Origin of the sequence: Arthrobacter bambusae, assembly GCF_030812595.1 — a bacterium.
Taxonomy (GTDB): Bacteria; Actinomycetota; Actinomycetes; order Actinomycetales; family Micrococcaceae; genus Arthrobacter; species Arthrobacter bambusae_B.
Genome location: NZ_JAUSSZ010000002.1, coordinates 374,417 through 400,712 on the forward strand (window position 1 = coordinate 374,417; position 26,296 = coordinate 400,712).

A 26,296-nucleotide genomic window follows, 5' to 3' on the forward strand; every position below is an offset into this window, starting at 1 on the left:
CAGGGCTTAGAACTTGCTCCGCGGGCTCTTCTTCTGGACCGAGTCCATGAAGGCCACCATGGTGAGGACAGCAAGTCCGAGCGCACCCACGACGGCGACTGCCGACGTCGTTCCCTGGAACGGGACGACTATTACCGGGCTGAGGGCCGCCGCGTTCGCAAAGCCGGCGACGGCGAAAACGGCCGCCTTGAGCGGTAGCCATTTCTGCGTCGGGATGAAAGCCGCGATCAGGGGTGCAGCCACGCCGAAGATGAGAAGTATGGCGACCGTCGTGTTCTTCAGGGCGAGCGGATCAATGTTTTTGAGGCCCTCCGGCCCGGGAGAAGCCCAAATGAGGCAAAGGGAAATGGCGGAGAATGCAGCGACCATGAGGCCCACGATTCTTAGAAGACGGCGGTAGAGCTGAGTAGTCATTGAGATTTCTGTCCGTGGGTGGTGGTTGAGGGGGTCAGCCGATTGCGACTATTGTTGACAGGCCCATTGCGGAAAGCACAACAAGGATCTTCCTGCCTGTGGAAAACTCGCGCCAATGCCGGTAGAAGATCGCCAGCGCGAGAACGGCCATGGTGGGGAAATAAGCCCAGTACCCGGGCACATCCCGCGGTTGGATGACGCCGAAGACCACGCTGAAGAGATTCACGGGGATCGTGGCGAGAATGGCGATCACAAAGAAGGCCCCGATATTGAAGCGGCGCGCGAGTACCGATTTTCCCGGGATCACCCGTTTGTCCAAGAACGCCGCGAGAGAGAAATACAAGGCGATGATCACCGCGTAGACAAGGAAAAACAAAACGGTGCCTACCGTCATGGAGAGACTTAGCAGGCGATCGTCGCCGATTTCTGAGCGTACGTCCGCCGGAACGTTTGAGCTGAGGTACTTTCTGGTCAGCGGAAGCCGCAGGGCTACCAAAGCCATGAGGAGTATGTAGGCCGCGACCCACAGGGAGCGCGACGTGGGGACCCATTTCCTGGGCGCGGATGGCTCGGGCCGCAACTTTCCGACCGTCGCGACGCTGATGACGGTCTCGGACTCTCGGCCGTCTTCCGAGTTGGTCATGAAATCCTCCTTAGGTCTTCAGCTGGATCACGATGGCCTCAATGGCGGCACCGAGGACTATCAGGGCGATCGCAATGAGCAAAGTGCCGAGGGAACGGGCCATGTCGTCGATGAACGACCTCACTGTTGCGGGCTCGTTCTTCATCAGGAGCCTGCGCGCCAGGCCCGCGGCGGGCTGGAATCCGGCGGTCGCCGCCATCACGAGGCCGAAGAACTCGAACGGGACATACCAAATCACGTCGGCAACCAGGCCGGCGCCCCCGACCGAATGCACCCCGAGGGACACCGTCGCCCCGACGTAGAGCGCCAGGATTCCGGCTCCGAGGAGCGTAGTGAGCCCAAGGGTCGCGACCCCTGAATAAAGCACCAGGGCTGCCCCGAGGTTCCGCGCAAGGATCTGGAGGAAATCTTTGCTGTAAAGGGGACTCCCACCCATCTCCCTCGCATCCCGGATCCAGGACACGTCCACGGCCGAATAGCCGAAGACGGCTATGGCTGCCATGGCCAGGCCCGTGGTTGGGAGCAACCACCCAGGGATGCTCCCAACCACGCGTGCTGTCTTAGCAAGCATCGATTTAGGCGACCGCTTGCGCCCTGCCGATGCGGAAGAGGATGCCTCGAGCCGTTGCGATCAAAGCACCCGTGATTCCTGCCCCGAAGATCGTGCCGATGACAACGAGAGCCCAGCCACCGACCTCGATTGCGTGCATGATCTGGGACGCCGCCGCGGCAGAAATGCCCAGGGACCCCGCGATCCATGAAACGGCCAAGCTCGCGCCGAAGATGCCGGTCACGGCCAGCGCCGCCGCAGCCGCAGCCTGAAGGCCGGTCCTCTTAGTCATTGTTGATTCCACTACAACCCCATTTCCCGAGTAGAACGGCCAACGGATTCGCTGGCCTTGAAAAGCGGTGACCCTCCCCGAAGGAAGGTCATCCACGATTCAGATTCTCTCGGTGAAATTGGCGTCTACGTGTAAAAAACGGAAAAATCCGTGTGCAAAAGGCCGTTTCTCAGTGTAAACAAGCTCGATCTCCGTGTACGTGCTGGCCCGTCTCCGTGTGCGCGGGACGAAAACACTGAGAGCCGTATGGGGCTAAGCGAGCTACCGTCGCGTTGAGGGTGCCTTGGCCGGCGGACCCACGATGAACGGCCGTGTATTGAGCCCTTCGAGGGTCTGCACGGGAGTTTTGGCTTCGGTCATCGGCTCCGAAGGCTCGGCCTGGGAGCCGGTTCCGAGCCCACGAACCGTCCAGCCTTGCGCCTGCCATGCTCCGGCGTCCAGGACGTTCCGCGCGTCCAGCACCATCCGGCGTCGTACGAGCGGACCGACAGCGGCGGGAGAAAGGGCGCGGTATTCCTCCCATTCGGTGAGCAGCAGCACCAACTCAGCGCCTTCGAGCGCGCGCGTGGTGGACGCTTCGAAGCGGAGCTGCGGGTAGCGCATCCAAGCGTTGTTGATGGCCTTGGGGTCGGTCACGGTAACGTGGGCGCCGGCCGCGGCCAGTTGGAGCGCGACGTCCAGGGCGGGGGAGTCACGGATGTCGTCGGTGTCCGGTTTGAAGGCCGCGCCCAGCACCGTGACGGTGCGGCCGGACAGGAAGCCCTTGCACATTTCACGGGCGACCTCCACGGCCCGGGCGCGCTGGGCCAGATTGATGGAATCCACCACGCCCATCCACTCATCGAGGGAAGGCACCGACAGGGCTTGTGCCTGTGCGCGGAACGAGCGGATGTCCTTCGGCAGGCAGCCGCCGCCGAAACCCAGGCCTGCGTGCAGGTAACGGCTCCCGATGCGCGGATCCAGGCCCATCGCATCGCTGAGCTCGGTAACGTCGGCCCCTGAGGCGTCGCAAAGTTCGGCTATGGCGTTGATGAAGCTGAGTTTCGTGGCGAGGTACGCATTGGAGGCGGACTTGATGAGCTCGGCCGTTGCGAAGTTGCAGACCAGCCGCGGGATCCCGGCGGAAATCAGCGGTTCGTAGACGGCGTCAAGCGCAGCCGTGACCGGAGCACCGGCGGCAGAGCCCTTGCCGCCCGGCACGCCGTACACCAAACGGTCCGGTACCAATGAATCCTTCACCGCGGTGCCCTGGCGCAGGAACTCGGGGTTCCAGCCGAGCAGGACATCGGGCCTGCGGGCAAGGATGCCGCGGAGCATGTCCACTGTTCCCACAGGAACGGTTGATTTGCCGACGACGGCGGCACCAGTCGCCAGGTGCGGCAGGAGGCTCTTCGTAGCTGCGATCACATAGGAGAGGTCCGCGGTATCCGAGGTCTTGGATTGTGGCGTGCCCACACAGAGGAAGTGCGCCTCGGCGCCGGCGGCGTCGGCGAAATCGGTGGAGAAGGTGAGCCGTTTGGTGGCGAGGCCGTCCCGGAGAAGTTCGTCAAGGCCGGGTTCGTGGAAGGGCGCGAAGCCCTTGTTCAGGTGGGCTACCTTCTGGGCGTCGACGTCGATGCCCACCACGGTGTGGCCCATCGACGAGAGCGTGGCGGCGTGTACTGCGCCAAGGTAGCCGCAGCCTACAACGGAGATTTTCATATTGTGCGTCCTTTACTGGAAGTCACGGAAATGGGGGCGGGCTGGACCGCCTGTAGCTCGGCCGGCTGTTGTCCTGCCGGGTGGCTTGGTGCAGCAATGGGCTCCACCAAGGGTTCACCCGCGATCACGGCCTCGTAATGCTCGACGAGTTGGGCACTGAGCACCGGCCACGTCCGTCCTTGGACCGAAGCGAGCGCCGCCGATCCGAACGCACGGCGCTTGGCGTCGTCGCCCACCAGGTCCTGGACGTAGCCGCGCAGCTGCGCGAGGTCTCCCGGCTCGTACAGCCAGCCGGTACGGGAGTTTTCCACGAGATCGAGGGGACCGCCGCGGCCGGTGGCCACGACGGGAACGCCCGAGGCCATGGCCTCCTGGATCGTCTGGCAAAACGTTTCGAACTCGCCAGGATGGACGAAGAGGTCCAGCCCCGCCACGACTTGCGCCAATTCCTCGCCGCCCAAAAACCCCGTGAAGAAAGCGTTCGGCAGTGCTGCTTCGAGGGCCGCGCGCTGCGGACCGTCGCCCACAATGACAAGCCTGGTTCCGGGCAGATCCGCCAGCACGGCAAGGTCTTCCACCTGCTTCTCCACCGCGAGCCTGCCGACATAGCCGATGATGCGCTCGCCGTTGGGCGCTACGGAGGCGCGCCACGCCGTCGAACGCTTGCTGGGGGAGAAACGCGCGGTATCCACGCCGCGCCGCCACATGCCCACCCTCAAGATCCCGCGGCCGCGCAACTGGTTGAGCGCGAAAGTGGATGGGACAAGTGTCCGGTCGGCGCGAAGATGGATGTTGTCCACCCTGTTCCATGCCCAGTTTTCCAGCATGGGGACGCCGTACCGCGCGGCGTAGCTGGGGACCTCGGTTTGGTAGATGGCAACTGTGGGGATGCCGAGCTGGTGCGCAGCCTGCACGGCCCGCCATCCAAGGACGAAAGGGGATGCAAGGTGGACGACGTCCGGTGCGTAGTCGGCAAGGATTCTCTTGACCCGGCTCACACCGCCCAACGCCACCCGCACGTTTGTGTATCCGGCCAAGGGAACGGAGGGGAGGCGGTGGACAAAAGCGCCGTTCACGACGTCCGAAACGGCAGTGTCCGACGTCGACGGCGCAATCACCATCACCTCGTCGCCTCGCTCCTGCAAATGCTCCAGCACCCGCAGGATGGAGTGCGTGACCCCGTTCATAAGGGGCAGGAATGATTCGGCAACGATAGCGATCCTCACCCCTCCACGGTGTGCGCGGAGGTTGGCGAAGCGGGGGAATGGGCGTGACCGCAAGGGGAAGGTTTGGTTAACAAATCGGCGTCGTTCCTCCGAGTGGCCAATCCGTTGCGGCGGAAAATACAGCGATCGAACTAGTCACGGGAGCTCAAAGACGGGTAGGAGCCACTCTTATTCCCCACGGTCGGCCCGCCCTACGGTGACAACGGTAGTGAACCACTCGCGCCGCCCGTATGTCCGGCCAGGCCGCTTTCTAGAATCGAGCCAGACCCTATGAGACTATTCAGCCGTATTGATCAGGTTGACCCGCACCGGACGTTCACCAAGACGATCCCTGGAAAATGGTTTACCTGGTTCTCCACCGTTGTGGTGGTACTTGCTTTCACCGGCGTCACGGCCGGCATCACCGCACCAGCAGCCCAAGCTGCCAATCCCACCGTCGTCACTCTGACCTTTGACGATGCGAACGCCGACCAACTCAACGCCGCGCAAACCATGCAGAGCCTGGGCCTGGTGGGTACTTTCTTCACCCCGTCCGGGTTCATCAACAACCCCAATTACTTGACCACAAGCGACATGCAGGGCCTTGTTGCGAACGGCAACGAGATTGCCGGCCACACCGTCACCCACCCGGACCTGACCACCGTGACGTCGGACGAGGCAACCCGCCAGATTTGCAACGACAGGGTGAACCTCACAAACCTTGGATTCACGATCACGGACTTCGCTTATCCATTCGCCGCCGAGAACGCATCCCTGGAGACCATCGTCAAGAACTGCGGTTTCAACAGTGCCCGCGGTCTGGGTGACATCAAGACCCGGTTCAGTTGCGCTGGTTGCCCCCTCGCTGAAACGATCCCGCCGGCGAACCCATACGACACGGCGGCCCCCGACGAGGTCGACAACACCTGGACCCTGGCGGACCTGCAGAAGTCGGTCACCCAGGCGGAGCCCGCAGGCGGGTGGGTCCAGCTGACGTTCCACCACATTTCAGCGACGAGCACCGACCCGCTGAACATCACCCCGACCCTTTTCAACCAGTTCGCCACGTGGCTCAAGTCCAGGCCCGCCACCACCACGGTCAAGACCGTGGCCCAAGTGATCGGCGGAACCGTCAAGCCCTTGGTCCCGGGACCGCCGGCGCCACCGGAGGGCACAGGCAACCTGATCAAGAACCCCAGCCTTGAAACCTTGGTCAACGGGGTTCCGCAGTGCTGGGCCGCAGGAGGCTACGGCACCAACACGGCAACCTTCTCCACTGTCAGGCCGGGACACACCGGAAAGGTCGCCGAACAGCTCGTGGTCACCAACTACGTCGACGGCGACGCGAAACTGTTGCCCACCCTCGACCTGGGAGGGTGCTCACCCACAGCGACACCCGGGAACTCCTATTCGATAGGTGCCTGGTACAAATCGACTACCAACACGCAGTTCGAGCTCTACTACCGGATCGGCGTAGGCTCCTGGAAGTATTGGACATCAAGCCCCTGGTTCCCAGCGGCCTCGACTTTCCAAAAGGCCACGTGGACTACGCCGCCACTGCCTAGCGGCGCGAGCGGCATCAGCTTCGGGCTGAACCTGTTCAGCAACGGCACGCTCACCACAGACGACTATGAGATGTTCGACGTCGGCACCCCGCCACCGCCTCCGCCGCCACCACCGGCCGGCGGCAACCTGGTACAGAACCCCAGCCTGGAAACGGCTGGTACGGGCTCGTTCCCGCAGTGCTGGCAGGCCGGCGGTTACGGCACCAACACCGCGACGTTCAGCACGGTATCAACCGCGCACACCGGCACCAAGGCGGAGAAGCTCACGGTCACTGGCTACGTCAGCGGTGACGCGAAGCTGCTTCCGACACTGGACAACAGCACGTGTCCGCCTGCGGCTGTCGCAGGACACACGTACTCGCTGAGGGCGTGGTACACCTCCACGGCAGTCACGCAGTTCGTGGTGTACTACCGTGATGCCTCCGGCAATTGGGTGTACTGGACCTCCGGGCCGTGGTTGCCGGCCGCGAGCGCCTACACGCAGGCAAGCTTTACGACGGCGGCAGTCCCGGCCGGGGCCACCGCGCTGAGTTTCGGCTTGAATCTGTTCAGCAACGGAACACTCACCACCGACGACTACGCGATGTACGACAGTGTCGGGGCTCCGCCGCTGGGCTGATGGACCCATGGGCTGAGCGATCCAAGCGATCCATTAGCGGCAACACAACTGAGGGCGGCTAAGCAGCCGCCCTCAGTTGTGTTTACATCTTTACCCGTCTTCGGTAGCAGGCCTTCTTTACCCGGCCGGCTTCAGGACATCCGGCAACTCGTCAACGAACACAGTTCCAGGCGGCTCGTAGTAGATCACCAGCACCTGGTCACCCACGTTGAAAACACTGCTCTTGTCGAAGGGATGCGCGTGGAATGCGCTCGTGCCGCCGTGGAACGGCAGCATCACTTCTCCCACAGTTCCAGGTCCAATACGTCCCGTGACCCTGCCGATTTTGCCGGTCAGGCTCCGATCAACCTCTTTGTGCATCTGTGTACCTATGCATCAGGGGTTTTGGTGGGCCGCTTGGGCGGTTCCTTGCCGTTTTTGAGCGCTGCGGTGATCGAGGGCAGGTAGTTGCCCACTTGGGACAGGATGCCACCCACCATGCTGTTGAGGCCCTCGCCACCGTTGAGGACGGTCATTTGCCCAACGTGGGCAAACGGTTCAGCTGCGGCCGCCACAATCGCAGGCATGTTCTCGGCGAGCTGCTGGGAGACGACGGCCTCTTGGTTGGTTCCAAGCGCCTCCGCACGGGCCTTGATGCCTTCCGCTTCCGCCAAGGATTTGGCCTTGATGGCGGAGGCCGCGGCCTCACCCCGGGCCTTGGTGGCTGCCGCTTCGGCTTCACCTGTGATCTTTGTAGCCCCCGCAATGGCAGCCGCCGCCGTGGCGTTGGCCTGTGCTTCCACCTCTACCTTGCGGGCGTTCGCCTGGGCCTCGAGCTCAGTGCGCCGTGCCCGCGCCTCGGAGGCGCTGATGTCTGCGGCTTTTTGGGCTTCGGCCTCGGTCCGCTGGGCGTAGGCCTTTGCGTCGGCAGGCTTTCGGATGGACGTCTGGAGCTTCTGCTCCTCGCGGTCCGCCTCCAGCTTGGCCACCTCGGTTTCCTGGACAACAACTTGCTGGCGTGCCGTGGCGTCGGCCAACGGACCCGCCTGCGCGGCGTTGGCCCTGGCGGTTTCGGCGTTGGCCTGAGCCGCTGATTGCTTGATCGCCGAAAGGCTTTGCGCGTCGGCGATCTGGGCAGCCGCCTCTGCTTCCTTCTCGGCTGCTTCGCGGTTCCGGGTCGCTTCGGCTATGCGGGCCTCCATCTTGACCTGCGCAATATGCGGCTTGGCCAGGTTCTGGATGTAACCCGTGGGGTCCTGGAGGTCCTTGATTTGGAGGGAATCAACCACCAGGCCAAGCTTTTCCATTTCGATACCACTGGCGCTGCGGACCAGCGAAGCGAGTTTGTCGCGCTCGCGGATGATTTCTTCCATGGTCATGCTGCCAATGATCGAACGCAAATGCCCCTCAAAAACGTTGTAGACCTGGCTTTCCATTTTGGGTTGCTGGCCAAGAAACCTCCTCGCGGCGTTTGCAATGAACGGCGCAGCATCCCCGATTTTGTAAATAACCACTCCCTCCACAATCACCTGGATACCTTGCGAGGTCACACAGTTGACTTGGAGTTCTGTTTCGTTCAGCGTCAGCGACAACGTCCTCACCGTTTGGAGCCCTGGAACCACCAAGGCGCCCTTCCCGGTGACGATTTTGAAGTCCATTCCGTCCCTGGTGTCCACACTTCCGCGAGTCAATCCGGAAATGATCAATGCCTCGTTTGGTTCAGCTACCTTCCACATCAATTTGATGAGCAGCCGAATGACGGCAATGGCCACCACGACCCCCACTACGGTGATAAGAAGCGGGAGATAAGCAACCAGGTCGAACATGACTGTCCTTTCAACGGCAAGCACCCAAGCGGCTCGTGTAGTCAGTCTGCTGTGGTCTGCTTCAGGAGTCCAGCAATTTGTTTACTTACAATTGACACAACGGATTCTCCTAGGCGTGCGTTCCCGCCAGCGATTCAGTCCTCGGAACAGCTAGCGGCCCAGCGGCTGGGACGCCGTCGCCCTCTTGGCCGTAGAGCCAGTCGTTGTACTGGAAGTCTCCGTCCTTGCGGCTCTTGAACAGCAGGTTCCGCAAGATGCGCGCGACGCCGGATACGTGCCAGGACTCTCCCCAGATGCGCGCCGTGCGCTGGACGCGGGCCGTGCGCGCTGCGCGGGCTGAGTTGAAATCGCCGATGGCGCGGTCCCAAGCGCCGGTGTCCACGCCGTCGTCGGTGAACACGGAGCCGACAGTGGAATCCTGGAGGACCGCGGCGTCTTCGAGCGCCTGGCAGGCCCCTTGGGCCAGGTACTGGAGCATGGGGTGCGCGGCATCGCCCATCAGAACCAGGCGGCCGTCGATCCAGTTCTCGATGGGATCGCGATCGTACATAGGCCAGCGGATGCTTGTCGCAAGGTTCCGCAGCGCGAGCTGCACCGCCGGAACGCAGTCCTTGTAAGCGGCCTCGAGCTCGTCGACACCGCCGTACTGTTCCTCCCCGCGCTCGAACGAAGGCGACTTGAAGACCGCCACAGTATTGAGCAGTTCGCCTTTGCGCAGCGGGTATTGGACCAGGTGGCAGTCCGGCCCGAGGTAGACGACGACGTCTTCGAGATCAGCCGCCGGCGTCTCAGCCGTGATGGGGACAGTTCCGCGATAGGCGACGTACGACGACGACACGGGACTGTCCTGGATTGTCCTGTCTTGGACCCTGCTGTCTTGGACCACGGCGGCGCGGAGCGTGGACTTGAGGCCGTCGGCGCCGATCACGACGTCGGCCGCGTAAACGTCGCCGCTGGACGTGTGCGCCAGCGCGCGGGCGTTCACGGTCTCGACTTTCTCGACGACGACGTCGTTCACCAGGCGGACACCGGCCTCTTGGCAGGCCTCCAACAGGATCCGGTGCAGGTCGCTGCGGTGGATCACGACGTACGGGGCGCCATAGCGTTCCTCGAACTCACCCCCCAGGGTCTGCCGGGTGAGTTCTTCGCCGGTCAGGGCGTCGCGGAACACCAAATGCTTGGGCCGGACGCCGATCTCGAGAGCCTTCTCGAGGAGGCCCCACCGCTTCAGGACACGGGAGGCGTTGGGTGCCATTTGCAGTCCCGCTCCGACTTCGCCGAATTCGGGGGCCCGCTCAACCAGCGTGACCTCTGCGCCGTTCGCCCGGAGGGCCAAGGCGCCGGCCAAGCCGGCCATCCCTCCACCGACGACGAGGACTTCAGTGGACGGTTTCCGCTCAGACATTGCTAGCTCCTACAGGGATGGTGTTTTGGGAATTGGTCTTGATTTTGGCGGTTCTGATCTTCGCCCCGATGATGCCGAGCAGGATGGCCGCGACCGCGGCTGCGGCGGCAAACGCCAGGAAATTCGAGTTGACACCCAGCCCGGCCGCCAGCAGCAGCCCGCCCACCTGGGGAGCGGCGACCGCGCCAATGCGTCCGACGCCGAGGGCCCAGCCGAGTGCCGTGCCCCTGAGGTGGACCGGGTAATGGCTGGCCACAGCGGCGATGATGAGGCACTGGGTTCCGTGGGTGCCCACTCCGGCCAGCACCAACATGACGTAGACAAGCCCCACGGGCGGTCCCGCCACGAGCACTGCCAGCGCGACGGCGGCGACGGCGGCTGCCGCGATCGCCGTCGGGATGGGACCGAAGCGGGTTCCCGCCCAAGCGGTGGCTACCGAGCCGACGACGGCGCCGAGGTTCAATGCCAGCGCGAACGTCAGGGCGGATCCGAGGTTGTAGCCGGCCAGTTGCATCAAGTTCGGGAGCCACGTGCCCAGGCCGTACCAGGCAAAGAGGGTCACGAGGGTGGAGATCGCGAACAGGAGACTCATGCCGAGGTACGGGGCCCGGAGGAGGGACATGAATCCCACTGATCGCTTCGCGATTCTTTCCGCCGGAAGCGTTTCCGGGAGGAAGCGCATCCCCATCGGAACCACCACGAGCAGGGCGGCCGCAGCCACCAGGAACATGACAGGCCAGCCAAAGGCAGGAATCAGGGGGATGCCTGCCAACGCGGCAATCGAGCCGCCGATCGGCACTCCGGACATCATCAGCGTGGCGATGGTGGACCGCCATTTGGCTGGGACCAGTTCGGCCACCAAGGCATTTGCCGAGGGAACAAGTCCGCCCAGACCGATGCCGGCCAGCAAGCGCAGACCCCCGAAGACGAAGGCGTTGGGGGAGAACGCGCACAGGATGGTGAAGAGCGAAAACAAGGTGGCGCAGGCGATGATGGTGCGGCGGCGGCCCCACGTGTCGGACATGCGGCCAGCGAAAATGGCTCCGATCATCATGCCCAGGAACGCCATCGAACCGACCGTTCCGGCCGTGGTCTTGCTCAGCCCCCAGCCTGTTTCGGTGATGAGGGACGACTGCACCGTGCCGTAGACGATGAGGTCATAGCCGTCGAAAACCACCAGCAACCAGCAAACCAGCACGGCGGCGGCGGAACGCTTGGAGAACCGGGCGGAGGTTTCGGGAGAGGGGTGTCGTTTGGTCCGCTCCGACGGTGCAGCGGATGGTGTGTGATTCATCCCACCACTGTGTGGCTGCCGTTCGCAGGGACAAATAGAATTCTGTCGTGCAGAATCTCCCACTCCGCAAAAAACCGGCCTATTCCATTGAAGCCGTGGACAACGCTTTGCAGCTCCTGCAGCTCTTGCGCGACGGCGGCAGCCTGCGGCTCAAGGACGCCGCCGCGGAGCTGGGCGTTGCCCCCTCCACTGCCCACCGGCTGCTGGCCATGTTGGTCTACCGGGGGTTCGCGGTCCAGGACGAGACCCGCCGCTACGTCCCGGGGCCGGCCATGGGCGTCGGCCCGGCTGGACTCAGTTGGAGCCGTTTGCTGCGCACGCTGGCCCAGCCGCACATGGAACTCCTGAGCGGCCGGATCAACGAAACCGTCAATCTCATGGTCCGCGTGGGTACCAAGGTGAGGTTCCTGGCCACGGTGGAGGGCACCAACGCGCTGCGGGTAGGCGACAGGCAGGGGACCGTCTTACCCGCCAACAAGGCCTCTGGCGGCAAGGCATTGTTGGCCGAGCTGGAACCCGCCATGATTGAGCAGTTGTTCCGCAGCCACAATGCGGAAATCGGCGGGGACAGCATTCCAGACTCCGAGTATCCGGCTTTCCTCCGCGAACTGGAGACGATTCGGAGCAACGGCTTCGCCGCGAATTTCGAGGGCACCGAGGAAGGGATCAGCGCTTTGGGGGTAGCCCTTCACAACGGGCAGGGCCTTGCGGTGGGCGCGCTGAGCGTCGCGACCCCCGTGGCAAGGTTCCGCAGGCTCTTCGATGCTGGACTCGTGGGAATCATGCGGGAAACGCAACGCCAGCTGGAGATCGATATCGCCGCTAATCCGGCCGAATCCCAGCCGTGAGCCACAAGTCAATCGCCACAAGTCAATCGCCCTTGATGACGCTTTGGATTCCTGAAAGGACATCTATTGCTGGTCGTTTCGCCAACTGATTCTGTCTAGCAGAATTGGCTGGAGCTCCCTGTCGAGGCTTCCTAAGGTCTGGAGTACGCCGAAACCGTCCCGTACCCCTCGAGGAGGCCGCTGTGTCCATCAGCGCAGAAAGCACAACACATGAATCAGTTGCCGCCGCGCACGCGGTTCCGGAGCCGACGCCGGAGGAGGCCGCCCAGCTGCAGGAGCTGTATCGGGATTTCGACCGCGGGAACCTGATTCCTTTGTGGACCGAGATCGCTGACCTGATGCCGATGGTCCCTTCCCCGAAGGCCGTGCCGCATGTGTGGCGCTGGGATGAGCTGTACCCGTTGGCGGCCCGCGCCGGCGATCTTGTGCCCGTGGGTCGTGGAGGCGAACGCCGGGCGATTGCCCTGGCCAACCCGGGCCTGGCCGGCACACCGTATGCGACACCGACCTTGTGGGCGGCAATCCAGTATCTGGGCGCGCACGAAACGGCCCCGGAGCACCGCCACTCGCAGAACGCCTTCCGTTTCGTCGTCGAGGGCGAAGGCGTGTGGACCGTGGTCAACGGGGACCCGGTGGCGATGCGTCGCGGAGATTTCCTGCTGACGCCGGGCTGGAACTTCCACGGCCACCACAACGACACCGATCAGCCCATGGCGTGGATCGACGGCCTCGACATCCCGTTCGTGCACTACGCGGACGCCGGGTTCTTCGAATTCGGTACAGAACGCGTCACGGACGAAGCCACGCCGGACATCTCCCGCTCCGAGCGCCTCTGGGGCCACCCTGGCCTCCGTCCTCTTTCCGGGCTGGAGGACACGGTGAATTCCCCGATCGCGGCGTACCGCTGGGAGCACACCGATGCTGCCCTGCGCGAACAGTTGCTCCTCGAGGATGAGGGCCACCCGGCCACCGTGTCCCAGGGCCACGCCGCCATCCGGTACACCAACCCGACCACCGGCGGGGACGTGATGCCCACCATCCGCGCGGAATTCCACAGGCTGCGCGAAGGCGCTTCCACCGAGGCGGTGCGCGAGGTCGGTTCAAGTGTCTGGCAGGTTTTCGAAGGCCGCGGCACAGTAGTGCTGAACGGGGAGTCCAAGGCCTTGGAGAAAGGCGACCTCTTCGTGGTCCCGTCCTGGGCTTTGTGGTCCCTTGAAGCCGGGAGCGAGTTCGATCTCTTCCGCTTCAGCGACGCACCCATATTCGAACGACTGAATTTCAACCGCACGTACATCGAAGGACGCAGCAAATGAGACTCCTCACCCTCCGCACCGGGGCCGGCACAGGCCAAGGCACCGTGGCCGTCCGCCAGGACGGCGACACCCTGACAGAAATCGACGGCTTCACCGACGTCGGTGCCCTCCTGCAGGATCCCGCCTGGGCGAGCATCGCGGCGGCGGCCAACGGCGCAACGCACGCGTACGACGGCGCAGACCTCGCCGCCGTCGTGCCCGCACCCGGGAAGATCATCTGCGTCGGGCACAACTACCGCAACCACATCAAGGAAATGGGCAGGGACATCCCGACGCACCCCACACTGTTCGCCAAATACCAGGAATCCCTGATCGGTCCGAACGACGAGCTGGCGTTGCCGCAGGAATCGGACGCCGTGGACTGGGAAGCCGAACTCGCCGTCGTGATCGGGAAAACCGGCCGCCGCATCAGCGAAGCCGACGCCGCGGAGCACATTGCCGGGTACTCGGTGCTGAACGACGTCAGCATGCGCGACTACCAGTTCCGCACGGTCCAGTGGCTCCAGGGCAAGACATGGGAAAACAGCACCCCGTTCGGTCCGGCGCTGGTCACGAAGGACGAGTTCACGGCAGGCCCGCTGATGACCTCTGCTGTGGACGGCGAAACCATGCAGGAAACCCCCACCGGTGACCTCGTGTTCACTCCCGAGTTCCTGGTCTCCTACATTTCCACGATCATCACGCTCAACCCGGGAGATGTGATCGCGACCGGCACCCCTGGCGGCGTGGGCCACGCCCGCACCCCGAAGCGCTACCTCCAGGAAGGCCAGGTTTTGGTCACCACGATCGAGGGCCTGGGGCAGCTGAAGAACCGCGTGGTCAAGGAAGCCTGATGGTCGCCCGCCACGACCTCACCACCGATCCGGGCCTGCAGGAACAACTGCTGCATGCCCGGCGCGGGACCGCGTTCTTCGCACGCAAGCTCAATGAACTCTCCGATGCCGAGCTCGACGGCGATTCGCTGCTCGCTGGCTGGAGCCGCCGCCACGTTGTAGCACACATCGGCTATAACGCCCGGGCCATAGCGCGGTTGGTCGAATGGGCTTCGACCGGGGTGGAAACCCCCATGTATCCCTCGGTCGCGGTGCGGGATGAGGAGATCAACTTCGGTGCCACCCTGTCGCCTATCGCGCTGCGGAACCTCTTCGACCATTCCGCCATGCACCTGTCCGTGGAATGGCGTGACCTGTGCGACGACGCCTGGCACCACACGGTCCGGACCATCCAGGGGAGGGAAGTTCCGGCCTCCGAAACCGTGTGGCTGCGGAGCCGCGAAGTCTGGGTGCACGCGGTGGACCTCGACAACGGAGCATCGTTTGGTGACATGCCCGTGTCGGTACTGGAACGGCTGCTACGTGACATCACGTCTGCGTGGTCCACCCGCGGCACCGACGAGGGGCTCCTCGTCAAGGTCACCGGCACGGAACTCACGTTCGGGGACCCGGACGCCGCCGTCGCGGTCGCCGGCCCGCTGGCCGCCGTCGTGCAATGGGCCACCGGTCGCGGGACCGACGGCGTGACCGGGGTGGACGCGGAGGGACGGGGTATCGCTGGGCAGGTGCCGGCGGCACCCAAATGGATCTAACGGCGTCGGGCACGAAGGCCAGAACAAAGAAGGTTGGCACAGCTCCCGGCTTCTTCACCGCAGGAACTGCACCAACCGCTTGTATGACTATTCAGATTTGGCTGTAGATCCTACCCATTGGCGGCTCCTGTAATCCCGGGCTAGCTTAATCCGGGCTTGTGAACAGGGCTATTCCGCGTCGTCAGCAAGGTGCCGTGAAAACATCCAGCCTGCGGCGATCATCAGGATGCCCAAAACCATGAACGTCCAATTGTCGAGCGTGTTCAGCGCCAGGAAGTTGGCGGGCGAATCAACCCCAACGCTGAGTCCGTACACACTGATCACGATGTATAAGGCCCCGAAGCTCATCAGGCTATTGCGGGCGCTATGGCCACCCGAACGGGACATGGCCCAGCTGGTTCCGCCGATGAGAAGCTGCACAATGTTGAGCAGCAGCGACACTTGGAACACGCCCAGAAGCATTGCGTGCGAGTCCGGCCCGAAGAACTGCAGTTCCCCGTACCGCACGGTGATGGCGGGTATGAATCCGAGCAGGCCCACCAGCGCCACCAGAATACCTACACCCATGCCGATGTTCTGGATGTCCGTCCGTCCAAAGTGAACACCGTGTGCATGCGGGCTTGCGGTAGTCATTTGTGCCCTCCATCCACCTCTTGCGAACAGTCCAATTTTACGTCTGGCATATGCAAAAAGCGCCGGGAACAGCGTCCCTCCCGGCTCCCGACGCCCGGTCACTTATGCCGGGTTTTTTCCCGACGCCCGGTCACTTGAACGACGACGGCGGCGCGGCAGATGCGCACGAGCGTTTGGCTTTTGGGGGTCATAGGTGAGTGGGCGTCGGTGGGGAGGGGGTCATAGGTGAGCGAGCGTTGGTGGATTCGCGGGGCGCCCGGGCGCCTCCCGGGGGAGCGGGGCGCGCCGTGGCACGATAGAACACGATGAAACTGCGCGCTGATCAGACCGGTAACCGTGGCCTGCCCATGCCTTTGTGGCTGCAGGGTTCCCTTGAGTCGGCCCAGGCCGCCATCATCTCCGCGCTCGTGGTGGTCTTACCGCTGATCGGCGTCTGGGCAACTGACGGATTCCAGAACCACGCCATCGATTTCCTGGCCCGCTTGGCCGGCCAAACCTGGCTGCTGGTCCACGGCGTGCCGCTGCAGCTTGCCACCGTCAACATGGGAACCGCGGGTCTGCCAGGCTCGGGCATGCTGTCCCTTATCCCGCTTGGACTGACGCTGGTCCCCTTCCTCTTGGCGTGGCGCGCGGGCCGGCGACTGGCCAGGGCCTCCTACACGGACCAGTTGTGGCAGGCCTTCTTCGGAGCGTTGCTTGTCTATGGGGCGTTCGGCGCGGCCACGGGATTCGTCTGCCGCACGCAGGACGTCGTGATAAACATTTGGTTCGCCGCGTTGCTGCCGCTTATCCCGTTTGGCCTCGGCATGGTGGTGGGCGCCCGGCGCGAGTCGGGCTCCTGGAGCAGGCTCATCGGCGTGGACGCCGTCGATTGGCTCGCACGCACAAGCCAACATTCCCGGTGGGCCGGTTCGTACTTCGGCTCCGCCATCAAGGCCGGGTTTGTGGCGATCATGGCGGCCATGACACTCGCGGCTATGCTGCTCGCAGTCGGCCTTCTCCTGCACTGGGCCGACATCATCGCCGTCTACGAGGGCCTGAAAGCCGGTGCGCTCGGTGGTGGCGTCCTGACCATCGCCCAGCTCGGCTACCTGCCGAATCTGGCGGTTTTCACCTTGGCTTGGTCCTCTGGTGCCGGGTTCTCCCTCGGTGTCGGCTCGCACGTCGGGGCGCTGGGCTCCGCCGTCGGGCCCTTGCCCGCGATTCCCGTCTTCGGTGCACTGCCCACCGGGACGCTCGACTTCGGTGCCGCGGCCCTTGCCCTTCCGGTGACCGCGGGGCTGTTGGCTGGCTGGTGGTTCCTGCGCGCGGGGGAGAACCACTTTGACGAATGGCTCTCCATCAAGATCAAGGCGCGCTGGTTCACGGCCCCGGTTTCAACGCTATTCCTCGGCGCCCTCGTTGGAGCGGTGGCGGGGGCCTTGGCTGGGTGCCTCGCCTGGCTGGCACGCGGTTCCGCCGGAATCGGCCGTCTCACCGAGATCGGCCCGGATCCGCAGAAGACTGCAGTCTGGATTGCCGCGGAGGTGGGGATCGGCGTCGTGGTCGGTTACTGGGTAGGGCCTTGGCTCGAGAGGCGCCAGCAGCTCCACGAAGCGGACCTCAACGATTCCGTGTACGACGGCGACCACCGCTAAAGCGGCCGCCTTGCCTCGACTTGAGCGCTGACTAGCGCAGTCCGGTGGGAATGGAGTTCTGGAAATCCACTTGGCATGAGTCCTGGGCGTGGATTGTCAGTGCGCCTCGTGCGCAATCCTGCAAGGTGCGGATCTGCTGGAAGAAAACGACGGCGGTGACCACCAGAAGGCACATGATGGCCGTGACCACCAGACCGGAAATCGTGCCAAACAGGACGATGCGCGGCTGCTTGAACCTGATGGCGCGCACCAGGACCACCACCCCAAGCACCCCCGCGATGACGGTGAGGACCGCACTGAGCCAGACGAAGGTGACGCCCAGGACGTAGACGAAGATGGCTCCGAGCACCGTCAGCAGGAACGTCCTGAAGAGCGTGCGGGTGACGGCAAGCGCTGACTTGGCCGCCTCGCTTTGTGGCTGGTGCTGCGGAGTGGGTCCAACGCCGGAATTCATGTTTTCCAGCCTACGCGAGCCAGCCATAAGCTAGTGCAATGCGCATTGTTGTCCTCGTCTCCGGCACCGGTTCCAATCTCCAAGCTGTCATCGACGCCGTGAAGGCCGGCGAGTTGGACGTTGAGATCGTGGCGGTGGGGGCTGACAGGCCCGGTACCTACGGGGTGGAACGCTCCGCCGCCGCCGGACTGGCCACCTTCGTGGTGGACTTCAAGGACTACGCGGACAGGGCCGATTGGAACGCCGCTCTCACCAAGGCTGTTGCCTCGTACGATCCGGACGTCGTGGTCTCCTCGGGGTTCATGCGGATTGTCAGCCCGGAATTCATCGATGCCTTCGGCGGCAAGTACCTCAACACGCACCCGGCCCTGCTGCCGGCTTTCCCTGGCGCCCACGGTGTCCGCGATGCGATGGCTTATGGGGTGAAAGTGACAGGCTGCACCGTCCACTGGGCCGACGCCGGCGTGGACACCGGGCCCATCATCGCGCAGGAAGCCGTCGAAATCGCCCCGGACGACACCGAGGACACCCTGCACGAACGCATCAAGGTGGTGGAGCGCAGGCTCCTGGTCCGGACGCTCGCAGAGCTCGCAGCGGGAAAGCACGCCTGAATCCCAGGGTCCCTCGGGACATGCCCACTCTTGACCGCGACGAGTGGACATGTCCAGAGCCCTCCGCGGGACATGCTCGCTGTTGGCCGCAGAGGATGGACATATTGCTGATATGTCCACTCGCGGCCGGAAGCAGGGGGCATGCTCAGTCGAGTTCGAGCTGCTTGGTCTCCGGGGCAAACAACGCCATCCACAGCGTGGACAGCACAATGAGGCCGCCGGCCAAAGCAAAGGACGTGGCCAGGCCATACTCGGGCCAGAGATACGAAGCGAACACGAGCGGCCCGATCCCGGCGCCAACACGGGAGAAGGTAGAGGCCCAGCCGAAGCCGGAGCCTCGGAGCTCGGTGGGGTAGAGCTCCGACACGTAGGTGTAGAGCACCGGGATGGCCACCTGGATGACGAAGCCGAATGCCAGGAGCCAGAACACCGCGGCGTCAGGAATGTCCACCACCAATGAAACGATCACCAAGGTCAAAGCCGAGAGCGGCCCGGTGACGGCGAGGATCCACTTGCGGCCCACCCGCTCCACCAGCACCGCGGCGACCGCGACGCCCAAGAGCCCGACGCCGGCCATACCGGCAGTCGTCACGAAGGCCTTGTACTCCTCGAATCCGGCGCCGATCAGAATCCGCGGCATCCACGTCAGGCTCAAGTAGTACACCAGGAGGATGCTGAAAAACAGGGCCCAGGCCGCCGTCGTGATTTTCCAATTGAAGCGCCAGACCCGGTGCAACTGCTGCCACGCACTGCCCGCGGAGAGGCGCGGCGCGTCCTGTGGTGCGGGGAGGCTGTAGGCGCGCGCCTCAGCTCCCACGGCCAGGACGAGACGGTCAATGACATCGGCGGCCTCCTGGCGCCGGCCCCTGCGGATAAGGAAGGGCGGGGATTCGGGCACACCCCGCCTGACCCAGAACACCAACAGGGCAGGCAACACCATGACGAGCATTGTCAGGCGCCAATCGGCAAAGGCAGCCACGAGTCCTGCCGAAACGAACCCGCACAGGGCGGCTCCCACCGGCCACCAACCATCCATGGCCGTAAGCACCCTGCCGCGCTGCTTCCGTGGAGTGAACTCGCCTACCAGCGCGTAGTCCACTGGAATGCAGCCGCCCAGCCCGAAGCCGGCCAGGAAGCGGAAGATGCAGAACCAGGCGAAGTCCGGGGCGAAAGCTCCCAGCACCGTGAAAATGGAGAAGATCAGCAGGGTGGCGGTGAAAGCCCGCTTCCGGCCGAGCGCGTCCGCGATCGTGCCCCAGACGAAGGCACCCAAGGCCATGCCGACCAGGTTGGCGGTGCCTATCCATCCGGCGTCGGCAGGCTGGAGGGACCAATGCTTGGAAAGCAGCGGAATCAGGATGCCGTTGAGGGTAACGTCCCAGGCATCGAACATGAAGCCGAGGCCGCCGATCAGGAAGATCCTGCCTTGGACCTTCCACCGCCACGGCAGCTCCTGGACGACCTGCTCGCCGCTAGGGACGGTCGTGTACGTATTCACTGCTGCTCCTGGGAATCCCTATGCGTAATTCTGGATCGCCTTTCGAAGGAACCCGCCAGCCTCATCCAAAGCACTCTTCGCCTGACCCGGGTCCATGCCCGTCAGCACCACCAGGATGGCCGCCTTGACCGATCCACCCACGGAATCCAGCGCGCGAATCGCCGTCTCCGCGTCCACTCCGGTGGCGTGCTGGATGGTCCGCTGGGACCTTGCGAGGAGTTTGTTGTTGGTGGCGCGCAGATCGACCATCAGGTTTCCATAGGTCTTCCCGAGCTTGACCATGGCGAGCGTGCTGATCATGTTGAGGACGAGTTTCTGCGCGGTGCCCGCTTTCAGCCTCGTGGAACCGGCAACGAATTCCGGGCCGACCACCACGTCGATCGCGACATCCGCCAATTTGCTGATGGGTGAATCGTGGTTGCAGGCGAGCGATGCCGTGAATGCGCCCCGGCTCCGGGCCTCCTCAAGGGCTCCGATCACGTAGGGCGTGCGTCCCGACGCGGAGATTCCGATGACGGCGTCCGCTTCGCCCACGCTGATGTCGTGCATGTCCCGGGCACCGGCCGTGGCATTGTCTTCGGCGTATTCCACCGGTTTCTGGATTGCCTGGTTGCCGCCCGCGATGATCCCGACGACGAGCCCCGGGGGAGTGCCGAAGGTTGGCGGGCATTCGCTCGCGTCCAATACTCCCAGCCGCCCGGCAGTTCCGGCGCCGACGTAGAGCAGCCGGCCTCCGCGGGCGAGACGTTCCACCACGGCGTCGACCACTTCGGCGATCTGCCCGCTGGCTTGTTCGACGGCGGCCGGGACGCCGCGGTTCTGCTCGTTCATTGCGGCGACGAGCTCGGCCGTGCCCATCGTGTCCAAGTCCAGCGCGGGCGATGCAGCTTCTGTTTGCAAACCCGCGAGCTCGGATCGAAGGTCCTTGAGCCGGTCGCCATCGATGGAACCGGACGAATCAGGGGCAGACGCTTCAGGCTGTTCCGTCACGGTGAATATACCTTTCCTGCAGGAGCCCGCGGCGGTTCGCTGCGAGGGCGGCCCCGTCCATGCCATCGCCGAGTGCCGCAACCACCTCAATCCCAGCCGAAGCGAGGGCGTTGTGCAAGAGGGCGCCGAAGAACTCCGAGTTCACCACCCCGCCAAGGAGCGCCACTTGCTTCGTGTCGCCGGAGGCAAGGGCCACGGTGTTCACGAGAAGCCTGCACGCTTCGTTCACAATGCCGCGCGCGACGGCGTCTCCCGCCTGCGCTTCTTTCAGCACGGCGGGAGTGAAACGCGCCATCGCCCGGGCCGGGTTGTCGGATTCGGCAAGCCGCGCCGGTAGTTCCGCGGGCGGCCCAAGCAGCGCGTTGGCCGCGCCGAGCAACGAGGTGGCCGGTCCGCCGTCGTGCGCTCGCAGTGCGGCCTGAAGACCCTCCTGGCCGATCCAGCGGCCGCTTCCGCGATCGCCCAACAACGGTCCCCAACCATCGGCACGGTGGAGGGTCCCGGCGCCGTCGAAGCGGAAAGCAACCGCCCCCGTGCCCACAATCAGCACCGTTCCCGATGCACCGTCCAGGGCACCGAGCTGGGCCGCGGTGGCATCCGAGAGAACTGCGGCCGGGACGTTGAAACGTTCGGAAAGCAGGACGGCGAGCCGGCGGGAGTTCGCCGCGGAGGCTTCAACCCCGGCCACGGCTGCGCCGATTCCCCGCAACGGACCGTCCGGGAATGCTGCCGGAAGTCCGCCAGGCAGCATGGCCGCGGTGTCCGCCAGCAGCTCGAAGGCGAGCATGGCGCCGCCGTCCATGCCCAGACCGGGGAAGCCCTGTTGCTCCGCCGATCCCAGCACCTCACCGCCTTGCCTGAGTTCAACCCTGCATCGGCTCTTGCCGACATCGGCCACCAAAATCAGATCTGCGGAATCCATGGCCCAACCATATGTTGCGGACGCTGCCACGTCTCGAAAAACGCAGAGGGCCCACAACACGATAAACTCTCCCGTATCCCCAGCAACCGCGGAATCCCGCGATATAAGACGGAGACTTTTGTGAGCTTGACGCAGCTTGACCGTGTTCCCATCCGCCGTGCACTGATCTCGGTTTACGACAAGACGGGGCTGGAGGAGCTCGCGAAGGGCCTGCATGCAGCAGGCGTCGCCATCGTCTCCACCGGTTCCACCGCGAAGAAGATCGCCGCGGCCGGTGTTCCGGTCAAGGAAGTCGAAGAAGTCACCGGTTCCCCGGAGATGCTCGATGGCCGGGTCAAGACCCTGCACCCGCGCGTGCACGGCGGCATCCTGGCTGACCGCCGCGTTGCGGCCCACATGGAAACCCTGGCCAAGATGGAGATCGAACCCTTCGACCTCGTGGTGGTCAACCTCTACCCGTTCGTGGAGACCGTCCGCTCCGGCGCTGCGCAGGACGACGTCGTCGAGCAGATCGACATCGGCGGTCCCGCCATGGTGCGTTCGGCCGCCAAGAACCATGCCGCCGTCGCGATCGTAGTTGACCCGTCGTTTTATGGTTCGGTCGTCGAAGCCGCCGCTGCCGGTGGCTTCGACCTGAAGACCCGCCGCCGGCTGGCCGCGAAGGCTTTCGCGCACACCGCGGCGTACGACACGGCCGTCGCCACCTGGACCGCCAGCCAGTTCCTCGACGAAGACGGCGACGGCGTCATCGACTGGCCCGCCTACGCCGGTCTCGCCCTCGAGCGCTCCGAGGTCCTGCGCTACGGCGAAAACCCCCACCAGCAGGCCGCCCTTTATGTTGACAAGGCCGCCCCAGCGGGCATCGCCCAGGCCGACCAACTGCACGGCAAGGCCATGAGCTACAACAACTTCGTCGACGCCGACGCCGCGCTGCGTGCCGCGTTCGACTTCGACGAGCCCGCGGTCGCCATCATCAAGCACGCCAACCCGTGCGGTGTGGCCGTTGGTTCCGCGGATGCCGCCGACCCCATCGCCGACGCCCACGCCAAGGCCCACGCTTGCGATCCGGTGTCCGCTTTCGGCGGCGTCATCGCGGCCAACAGCATCGTCACGGCCGGCATGGCCCGGACTGTGGCCGGGATCTTCACTGAGGTTGTCATCGCCCCGGGCTTCGAGCCGGAAGCCGTCGAGATCCTGTCCAAGAAGAAGAACATCCGCCTGCTGGCCTTGCCGGACGGTTATGGCCGCTACCCGACCGAGATCCGCCAAGTCTCGGGCGGCGTCCTCGTCCAGGAGGCCGACAAGGTGGACGCCGACGGCGACAACCCTGCCAACTGGACCCTGGCAGCCGGCGAAGCTGCCGACGACGCCACGCTGGCCGATCTCGCGTTCGCATGGACCGCTTGCCGCGCCGCCAAGTCCAACGCGATCCTGCTCGCCAACAACGGGGCGGCAGTCGGCATCGGCATGGGCCAGGTCAACCGCCTGGACTCGTGCAAACTTGCCGTTGAGCGCGCCAACACATTGGGCGTCCAAGTGGAGTCCGAAGGTGCTGTTGGGGGCGATGCCCCTGGCGGTGCGTCCAACGCCTCCGCCGCTAGCGCGCCCGAGCGTGCCCGCGGTGCCGTGGGCGCTTCCGACGCGTTCTTCCCGTTCGCCGACGGCCTTCAGATCCTGATCGATGCCGGTGTCCGCGCCGTCGTCCAGCCTGGTGGTTCGGTGCGCGATGAGGAAGTCATTGCTGCGGCCAACGCCGCTGGCATCACGATGTACTTCACCGGAGCACGTCACTTCTTCCACTAGGTCCGGCTTTCGCGAGGTCCGGGCCCTCCGCTCGCTCGCCAGGTCCACCCGCTCCACCAAAGAATGGACATGTCCTCCCTGCCCAGGAGGACATGTCCATTCTTTGTTGTCAGGACTGGGCATTTTCGGAATATGTCCAGCCCTAGGGATGTACAGGGGGCATGTCCCTGGGGAGGCGGGGAAGCTACGGGGCTGTGGAGGCGGTCTGGTAGGTGCCTTGGATGACCGTGCCCCAGTACGGGCCGAACATCGTGGCGGAGTTGCTGCCGTAGCCGTAGCTGTTCACCGAGTTCTGGTAACCGCCGGAGTTGGTTCCAATGAACCACGGGCCACCGGAGGAGCCACCCGTCATATTGCAGGAGATCCCTTGGGTGTTGTACTGGGGGTTGTAGGGATCGTTGGAGGCCGTGCCGGAGCAGCTCTTGAGTGATTCTCCCGTGAAGGGAGCCGCCGCGGGGTAGCCGAACGACTTGTATGCCAGTCCGCGGGCGGCGTTGAACTGGACTCCGGAGGCACCCACAACGGCTGCGAGTTTTTGTCCATTGAGGGGGTTCATGACGGCGAAGCCGGTGTCGTACTGCATCGCTCCGCTCGAGGACCACTGGCTGGTGGTGTACAGCGCCTTGGCTGTCCACTTCCCGTAGGGCGCGGCGCCGTCCTGGTAGGCAGGAACAAACGTGAAGTTGCTCGCGAATGCCCCGGGGCCTTCGTTCAGGCAGTGGCCGGCAGTGGATACCGTGCTCTCGTTAGGCGAAGTGACGGAGTTGCCGGAACAGACATAGTTCACCCCGCCGAGGGTGAAGAACACCTTCCCGATGTGCGAAACCGCAGACTCACTGGCGTTTGCTTTGGGGTCCACGCCAGCCGACGGCGTTGCGGTGCCGGCGGCTTTCTGGCCGTCGATAGTCACTGCGCGCGCAAGCCCGGGGAACACCTGCTCAGGGGAAACCGGGAGGCGGGTGAGGCCCACCGCTCGCGTGAGCGCCTTGGTCGCCAGAACGTCGCCGGAGACGGCGTTCTTCATCCGTTCAGGAGTCCAATAGTCCGCGGTGTTGCCATCCGACGCCGACCCGCTGCTGACGCTTGACGCATCGGTGTCATTGCTTATTGGCGGAGCCGCGGTGGCCCCGCTGCCGGCGCCCAGCGTGAGCAAGGCGGCGGCAGCAAGGCTGAACAGGCTTGTGGCCAGGGCTTTGGTTCTCGTCACAGTTGTCCTAGATATCGAGGGGAAGGCGGCCGGTTTGTGGCGGCCGCCGACTGACGGAACCGAAACTACCCAAGCCGTGACAAGGATGTAAAGAAACTGTGAGATTTGACTTTCGTTTTGACAAGAGATGAATTCTGCCCTATTTCAGCGCTATTTCTGCCCTATTTTTGCGCGATTTTCCGCGAGACCCGAAGGCCTAGGACGAGGACGCCGTCTCATAGGCATCCTTGATTACGGAGCCCCAGTAAGGCCCGTAAATCACTGCCGGGCCGCCGGGGTAGCCGTAGCTCGTGATGGAGTTTTGGTAGGAATCGCGCTCGGAGTCCACCATCCAAGGTCCGCCCGATGATCCACCGGTCATATCGCACGGAATGCCCTGCGCCTTGAACTGTGGATTGATGGGGTCCTTGGTGGCGTCGCCCGAACAGCTCTTCAACGATTGGCCATCGAAGGGCGGGGCCGCAGGATAGCCGAAGGCCTTGTAGCTGAGCCCCCGTTCCTGGTTGAACTCTACGCCGGACGCACCGACGACGTCGGCCAAGTGCTTGCCGTTCACGGTGGCGGTCACCGCGAAGCCTGTGTCATAGCGGATGTCGCCCGCGGTGCGCCACTGGGGTGTTGTGTAGAGGGCTTTGGCGGGCCAGATGCCGTAAGGGGCCTTGCCGTTTAGATAAGCCGGAACAAACACGAAGTTATGCACGAATGCTCCCGGACCCTCGTTGACACAGTGGCCTGCGGTCGCCACCGTGCTGTCATTATCCGACACGACGACGTTGCCGGAGCAGACGTACGCGAAGGCACCCATCGTGAAAAAGACCTTGCCGACGTGGTCAATGGGGTCTTCGTCTTGGTGCAGGGCCGGGCTGCCGCCTTTGGTGCTGGCGATTTTCACGGGCGGCCCGGTTTCGACAGTGCCGCTGGCCGTGCTGGATACGCCGCTTCGCGCTAGGGCTTTGCCTGCCAGGACATCGCCGGAGATTGCTGCTTGCATCCGTTCGGGAGTCCAGTACCCGGTGGGGTCGGTGTTTGTTGTGGCCATACTGTCAAGCTGCAGCGTCCCAGGCGCTGCGAAGCTCGAAACCGCATTGAAAGGCGTTGCGGCTGCCGCCCCTCCAGCGGCACAGAGGGTCAAAACGGCGGAGGTAAGGAGGCTCAGGAGACCAGTGATGGGTAGTGATTTCTTCGTCATGATTGTCCTGCCAATCGTTTGGCGGCCATGTGTCATCGGCCACAGTTTGACGCAATGAACCTACTCCGATTTGTCCCTGAGGTACATAAGGTTCGGCGGCTCATGACGTTGCA

Annotated in this window: 25 protein-coding genes; 8 read left to right on the plus strand and 17 right to left on the minus strand. The window is 64.1% G+C overall.

The features are described from left to right. Positions 1 to 6: 6 nt before the first annotated feature. The 6 genes from J2S96_RS05150 to J2S96_RS05175 form a co-directional block, all read right to left on the minus strand. A complete protein-coding gene (locus J2S96_RS05150; protein WP_306860560.1) occupies positions 7 to 414 on the minus strand; it encodes a hypothetical protein in 408 nt (135 codons plus the stop codon). 34 nt (positions 415 to 448) lie between these two features. Next, the gene (locus J2S96_RS05155) at positions 449 to 1,057 is read right to left on the minus strand and encodes a hypothetical protein (RefSeq protein ID WP_306860562.1); all 609 of its coding nucleotides are present in this window, start codon (positions 1,055 to 1,057) and stop codon (positions 449 to 451) included. A gap of 10 nt (positions 1,058 to 1,067) precedes the next feature. After that, the gene (locus J2S96_RS05160; RefSeq protein ID WP_306860564.1) at positions 1,068 to 1,607 is read right to left on the minus strand and encodes a stage II sporulation protein M; all 540 of its coding nucleotides are present in this window, start codon (positions 1,605 to 1,607) and stop codon (positions 1,068 to 1,070) included. Positions 1,608 to 1,632: 25 nt separating this feature from the next. Continuing rightward, positions 1,633 to 1,899: an uberolysin/carnocyclin family circular bacteriocin gene (locus J2S96_RS05165; protein ID WP_306860565.1), complete on the minus strand. Its 267-nt coding sequence runs from the start codon at positions 1,897 to 1,899 to the stop codon at positions 1,633 to 1,635. Between the two features lie 261 nt (positions 1,900 to 2,160). Next, positions 2,161 to 3,600, minus strand: a complete 1,440-nt coding sequence (locus tag J2S96_RS05170) for a UDP-glucose dehydrogenase family protein (RefSeq protein ID WP_306860567.1) — start codon at positions 3,598 to 3,600, stop codon at positions 2,161 to 2,163. Continuing rightward, positions 3,597 to 4,826: a glycosyltransferase family 4 protein gene (locus J2S96_RS05175; protein ID WP_306860568.1), complete on the minus strand. Its 1,230-nt coding sequence runs from the start codon at positions 4,824 to 4,826 to the stop codon at positions 3,597 to 3,599. Before J2S96_RS05175 ends, J2S96_RS05170 begins: the two co-directional genes overlap by 4 nt. 270 nt (positions 4,827 to 5,096) lie before the next feature. On the opposite strand from J2S96_RS05175, the gene J2S96_RS05180 reads away from it, so the two are divergent. Next, a complete protein-coding gene (locus J2S96_RS05180) occupies positions 5,097 to 6,989 on the plus strand; it encodes a polysaccharide deacetylase family protein (protein ID WP_306860570.1) in 1,893 nt (630 codons plus the stop codon). A gap of 117 nt (positions 6,990 to 7,106) precedes the next feature. On the opposite strand, the gene J2S96_RS05185 is transcribed toward J2S96_RS05180, so the two are convergent. The 4 genes from J2S96_RS05185 to J2S96_RS05200 all read right to left on the minus strand — a co-directional run bounded on the left by J2S96_RS05185 (position 7,107) and on the right by J2S96_RS05200 (position 11,493). Further along, positions 7,107 to 7,349 carry a hypothetical protein gene (locus J2S96_RS05185; protein WP_306860572.1) on the minus strand — a complete coding sequence of 81 codons (243 nt, stop codon included), beginning with the start codon at positions 7,347 to 7,349 and terminating at the stop codon, positions 7,107 to 7,109. A gap of 8 nt (positions 7,350 to 7,357) precedes the next feature. Beyond that, positions 7,358 to 8,794, minus strand: coding sequence for a flotillin family protein (locus J2S96_RS05190; RefSeq protein WP_306860574.1), 1,437 nt, complete (start codon positions 8,792 to 8,794; stop codon positions 7,358 to 7,360). Positions 8,795 to 8,903: 109 nt separating this feature from the next. Next, positions 8,904 to 10,199 (minus strand): FAD-dependent oxidoreductase, encoded by a 1,296-nt coding sequence (locus J2S96_RS05195; RefSeq protein WP_306860576.1) that lies wholly within the window; start codon positions 10,197 to 10,199, stop codon positions 8,904 to 8,906. Beyond that, positions 10,192 to 11,493: an MFS transporter gene (locus tag J2S96_RS05200; protein ID WP_306860578.1), complete on the minus strand. Its 1,302-nt coding sequence runs from the start codon at positions 11,491 to 11,493 to the stop codon at positions 10,192 to 10,194. The genes J2S96_RS05195 and J2S96_RS05200 overlap by 8 nt, the downstream gene beginning before the upstream one ends. A 47-nt stretch (positions 11,494 to 11,540) precedes the next feature. Here J2S96_RS05200 and J2S96_RS05205 point away from each other — a divergent pair, with 47 nt between their 5' ends. The 4 genes from J2S96_RS05205 to J2S96_RS05220 all read left to right on the plus strand — a co-directional run bounded on the left by J2S96_RS05205 (position 11,541) and on the right by J2S96_RS05220 (position 15,239). After that, positions 11,541 to 12,341 (plus strand): IclR family transcriptional regulator, encoded by an 801-nt coding sequence (locus tag J2S96_RS05205; RefSeq protein ID WP_306860580.1) that lies wholly within the window; start codon positions 11,541 to 11,543, stop codon positions 12,339 to 12,341. A 182-nt stretch (positions 12,342 to 12,523) separates the two neighbouring features. Further along, positions 12,524 to 13,654: a cupin domain-containing protein gene (locus tag J2S96_RS05210; protein ID WP_306860582.1), complete on the plus strand. Its 1,131-nt coding sequence runs from the start codon at positions 12,524 to 12,526 to the stop codon at positions 13,652 to 13,654. Further along, complete coding sequence (locus J2S96_RS05215; RefSeq protein ID WP_306860584.1) at positions 13,651 to 14,487, plus strand: fumarylacetoacetate hydrolase family protein; 837 nt, start codon at positions 13,651 to 13,653, stop codon at positions 14,485 to 14,487. Before J2S96_RS05210 ends, J2S96_RS05215 begins: the two co-directional genes overlap by 4 nt. After that, a complete protein-coding gene (locus J2S96_RS05220) occupies positions 14,487 to 15,239 on the plus strand; it encodes a maleylpyruvate isomerase family mycothiol-dependent enzyme (protein ID WP_306860586.1) in 753 nt (250 codons plus the stop codon). Before J2S96_RS05215 ends, J2S96_RS05220 begins: the two co-directional genes overlap by 1 nt. A 168-nt stretch (positions 15,240 to 15,407) precedes the next feature. On the opposite strand, the gene J2S96_RS05225 is transcribed toward J2S96_RS05220, so the two are convergent. Further along, positions 15,408 to 15,872 carry a DUF4383 domain-containing protein gene (locus tag J2S96_RS05225; protein ID WP_306860588.1) on the minus strand — a complete coding sequence of 155 codons (465 nt, stop codon included), beginning with the start codon at positions 15,870 to 15,872 and terminating at the stop codon, positions 15,408 to 15,410. Between the two features lie 305 nt (positions 15,873 to 16,177). On the opposite strand from J2S96_RS05225, the gene J2S96_RS05230 reads away from it, so the two are divergent. Beyond that, positions 16,178 to 17,509, plus strand: a complete 1,332-nt coding sequence (locus J2S96_RS05230; RefSeq protein ID WP_306860589.1) for a cell division protein PerM — start codon at positions 16,178 to 16,180, stop codon at positions 17,507 to 17,509. Between the two features lie 31 nt (positions 17,510 to 17,540). Here the strand turns inward: J2S96_RS05230 and J2S96_RS05235 are convergent, their stop codons facing one another. After that, positions 17,541 to 17,963, minus strand: a complete 423-nt coding sequence (locus tag J2S96_RS05235) for a hypothetical protein (RefSeq protein WP_306860591.1) — start codon at positions 17,961 to 17,963, stop codon at positions 17,541 to 17,543. A 38-nt stretch (positions 17,964 to 18,001) separates the two neighbouring features. Between J2S96_RS05235 and purN the strand changes: the two genes are divergently transcribed. Further along, positions 18,002 to 18,574 carry a phosphoribosylglycinamide formyltransferase gene (purN, locus tag J2S96_RS05240; RefSeq protein ID WP_306860593.1) on the plus strand — a complete coding sequence of 191 codons (573 nt, stop codon included), beginning with the start codon at positions 18,002 to 18,004 and terminating at the stop codon, positions 18,572 to 18,574. A 145-nt stretch (positions 18,575 to 18,719) separates the two neighbouring features. On the opposite strand, the gene J2S96_RS05245 is transcribed toward purN, so the two are convergent. Genes J2S96_RS05245 through J2S96_RS05255 form a run of 3 tightly spaced genes read right to left on the minus strand, consistent with a single transcriptional unit; the run spans position 18,720 to position 21,984 of the window. Then, positions 18,720 to 20,072 carry an MFS transporter gene (locus J2S96_RS05245; protein WP_306860595.1) on the minus strand — a complete coding sequence of 451 codons (1,353 nt, stop codon included), beginning with the start codon at positions 20,070 to 20,072 and terminating at the stop codon, positions 18,720 to 18,722. Between the two features lie 18 nt (positions 20,073 to 20,090). Next, positions 20,091 to 21,062 carry an N-acetylmuramic acid 6-phosphate etherase gene (murQ, locus tag J2S96_RS05250; RefSeq protein ID WP_306860597.1) on the minus strand — a complete coding sequence of 324 codons (972 nt, stop codon included), beginning with the start codon at positions 21,060 to 21,062 and terminating at the stop codon, positions 20,091 to 20,093. Then, positions 21,046 to 21,984, minus strand: coding sequence for an N-acetylglucosamine kinase (locus J2S96_RS05255; RefSeq protein WP_306860599.1), 939 nt, complete (start codon positions 21,982 to 21,984; stop codon positions 21,046 to 21,048). Before J2S96_RS05255 ends, murQ begins: the two co-directional genes overlap by 17 nt. Positions 21,985 to 22,104: 120 nt before the next feature. On the opposite strand from J2S96_RS05255, the gene purH reads away from it, so the two are divergent. Further along, a complete protein-coding gene (purH, locus tag J2S96_RS05260; protein WP_306860601.1) occupies positions 22,105 to 23,787 on the plus strand; it encodes a bifunctional phosphoribosylaminoimidazolecarboxamide formyltransferase/IMP cyclohydrolase in 1,683 nt (560 codons plus the stop codon). A 184-nt stretch (positions 23,788 to 23,971) separates the two neighbouring features. Here the strand turns inward: purH and J2S96_RS05265 are convergent, their stop codons facing one another. Both J2S96_RS05265 and J2S96_RS05270 read right to left on the minus strand, forming a co-directional pair. After that, entirely contained in the window at positions 23,972 to 24,994 is a 1,023-nt protein-coding gene (locus J2S96_RS05265) for a trypsin-like serine peptidase (protein ID WP_306860603.1), read from the minus strand. 196 nt (positions 24,995 to 25,190) lie between these two features. Next, entirely contained in the window at positions 25,191 to 26,033 is an 843-nt protein-coding gene (locus J2S96_RS05270; RefSeq protein ID WP_306860605.1) for a trypsin-like serine peptidase, read from the minus strand. Positions 26,034 to 26,296: the final 263 nt, after the last annotated feature.

Coding starts and splice junctions, on each gene's coding strand:
- J2S96_RS05150 (WP_306860560.1), bottom strand. CDS start 414: ATGACTACTCAGCTCTACCGCCGTCTTCTAAGAATCGTGGGCCTCATG.
- J2S96_RS05155 (WP_306860562.1), bottom strand. CDS start 1,057: ATGACCAACTCGGAAGACGGCCGAGAGTCCGAGACCGTCATCAGCGTC.
- J2S96_RS05165 (WP_306860565.1), bottom strand. CDS start 1,899: ATGACTAAGAGGACCGGCCTTCAGGCTGCGGCTGCGGCGGCGCTGGCC.
- J2S96_RS05170 (WP_306860567.1), bottom strand. CDS start 3,600: ATGAAAATCTCCGTTGTAGGCTGCGGCTACCTTGGCGCAGTACACGCC.
- J2S96_RS05180 (WP_306860570.1), top strand. CDS start 5,097: ATGAGACTATTCAGCCGTATTGATCAGGTTGACCCGCACCGGACGTTC.
- J2S96_RS05185 (WP_306860572.1), bottom strand. CDS start 7,349: ATGCACAAAGAGGTTGATCGGAGCCTGACCGGCAAAATCGGCAGGGTC.
- J2S96_RS05190 (WP_306860574.1), bottom strand. CDS start 8,794: ATGTTCGACCTGGTTGCTTATCTCCCGCTTCTTATCACCGTAGTGGGG.
- J2S96_RS05195 (WP_306860576.1), bottom strand. CDS start 10,199: ATGTCTGAGCGGAAACCGTCCACTGAAGTCCTCGTCGTCGGTGGAGGG.
- J2S96_RS05200 (WP_306860578.1), bottom strand. CDS start 11,493: ATGAATCACACACCATCCGCTGCACCGTCGGAGCGGACCAAACGACAC.
- J2S96_RS05215 (WP_306860584.1), top strand. CDS start 13,651: ATGAGACTCCTCACCCTCCGCACCGGGGCCGGCACAGGCCAAGGCACC.
- J2S96_RS05220 (WP_306860586.1), top strand. CDS start 14,487: ATGGTCGCCCGCCACGACCTCACCACCGATCCGGGCCTGCAGGAACAA.
- J2S96_RS05225 (WP_306860588.1), bottom strand. CDS start 15,872: ATGACTACCGCAAGCCCGCATGCACACGGTGTTCACTTTGGACGGACG.
- J2S96_RS05230 (WP_306860589.1), top strand. CDS start 16,178: ATGAAACTGCGCGCTGATCAGACCGGTAACCGTGGCCTGCCCATGCCT.
- J2S96_RS05235 (WP_306860591.1), bottom strand. CDS start 17,963: ATGAATTCCGGCGTTGGACCCACTCCGCAGCACCAGCCACAAAGCGAG.
- purN (WP_306860593.1), top strand. CDS start 18,002: ATGCGCATTGTTGTCCTCGTCTCCGGCACCGGTTCCAATCTCCAAGCT.
- J2S96_RS05255 (WP_306860599.1), bottom strand. CDS start 21,984: ATGGATTCCGCAGATCTGATTTTGGTGGCCGATGTCGGCAAGAGCCGA.
- J2S96_RS05270 (WP_306860605.1), bottom strand. CDS start 26,033: ATGGCCACAACAAACACCGACCCCACCGGGTACTGGACTCCCGAACGG.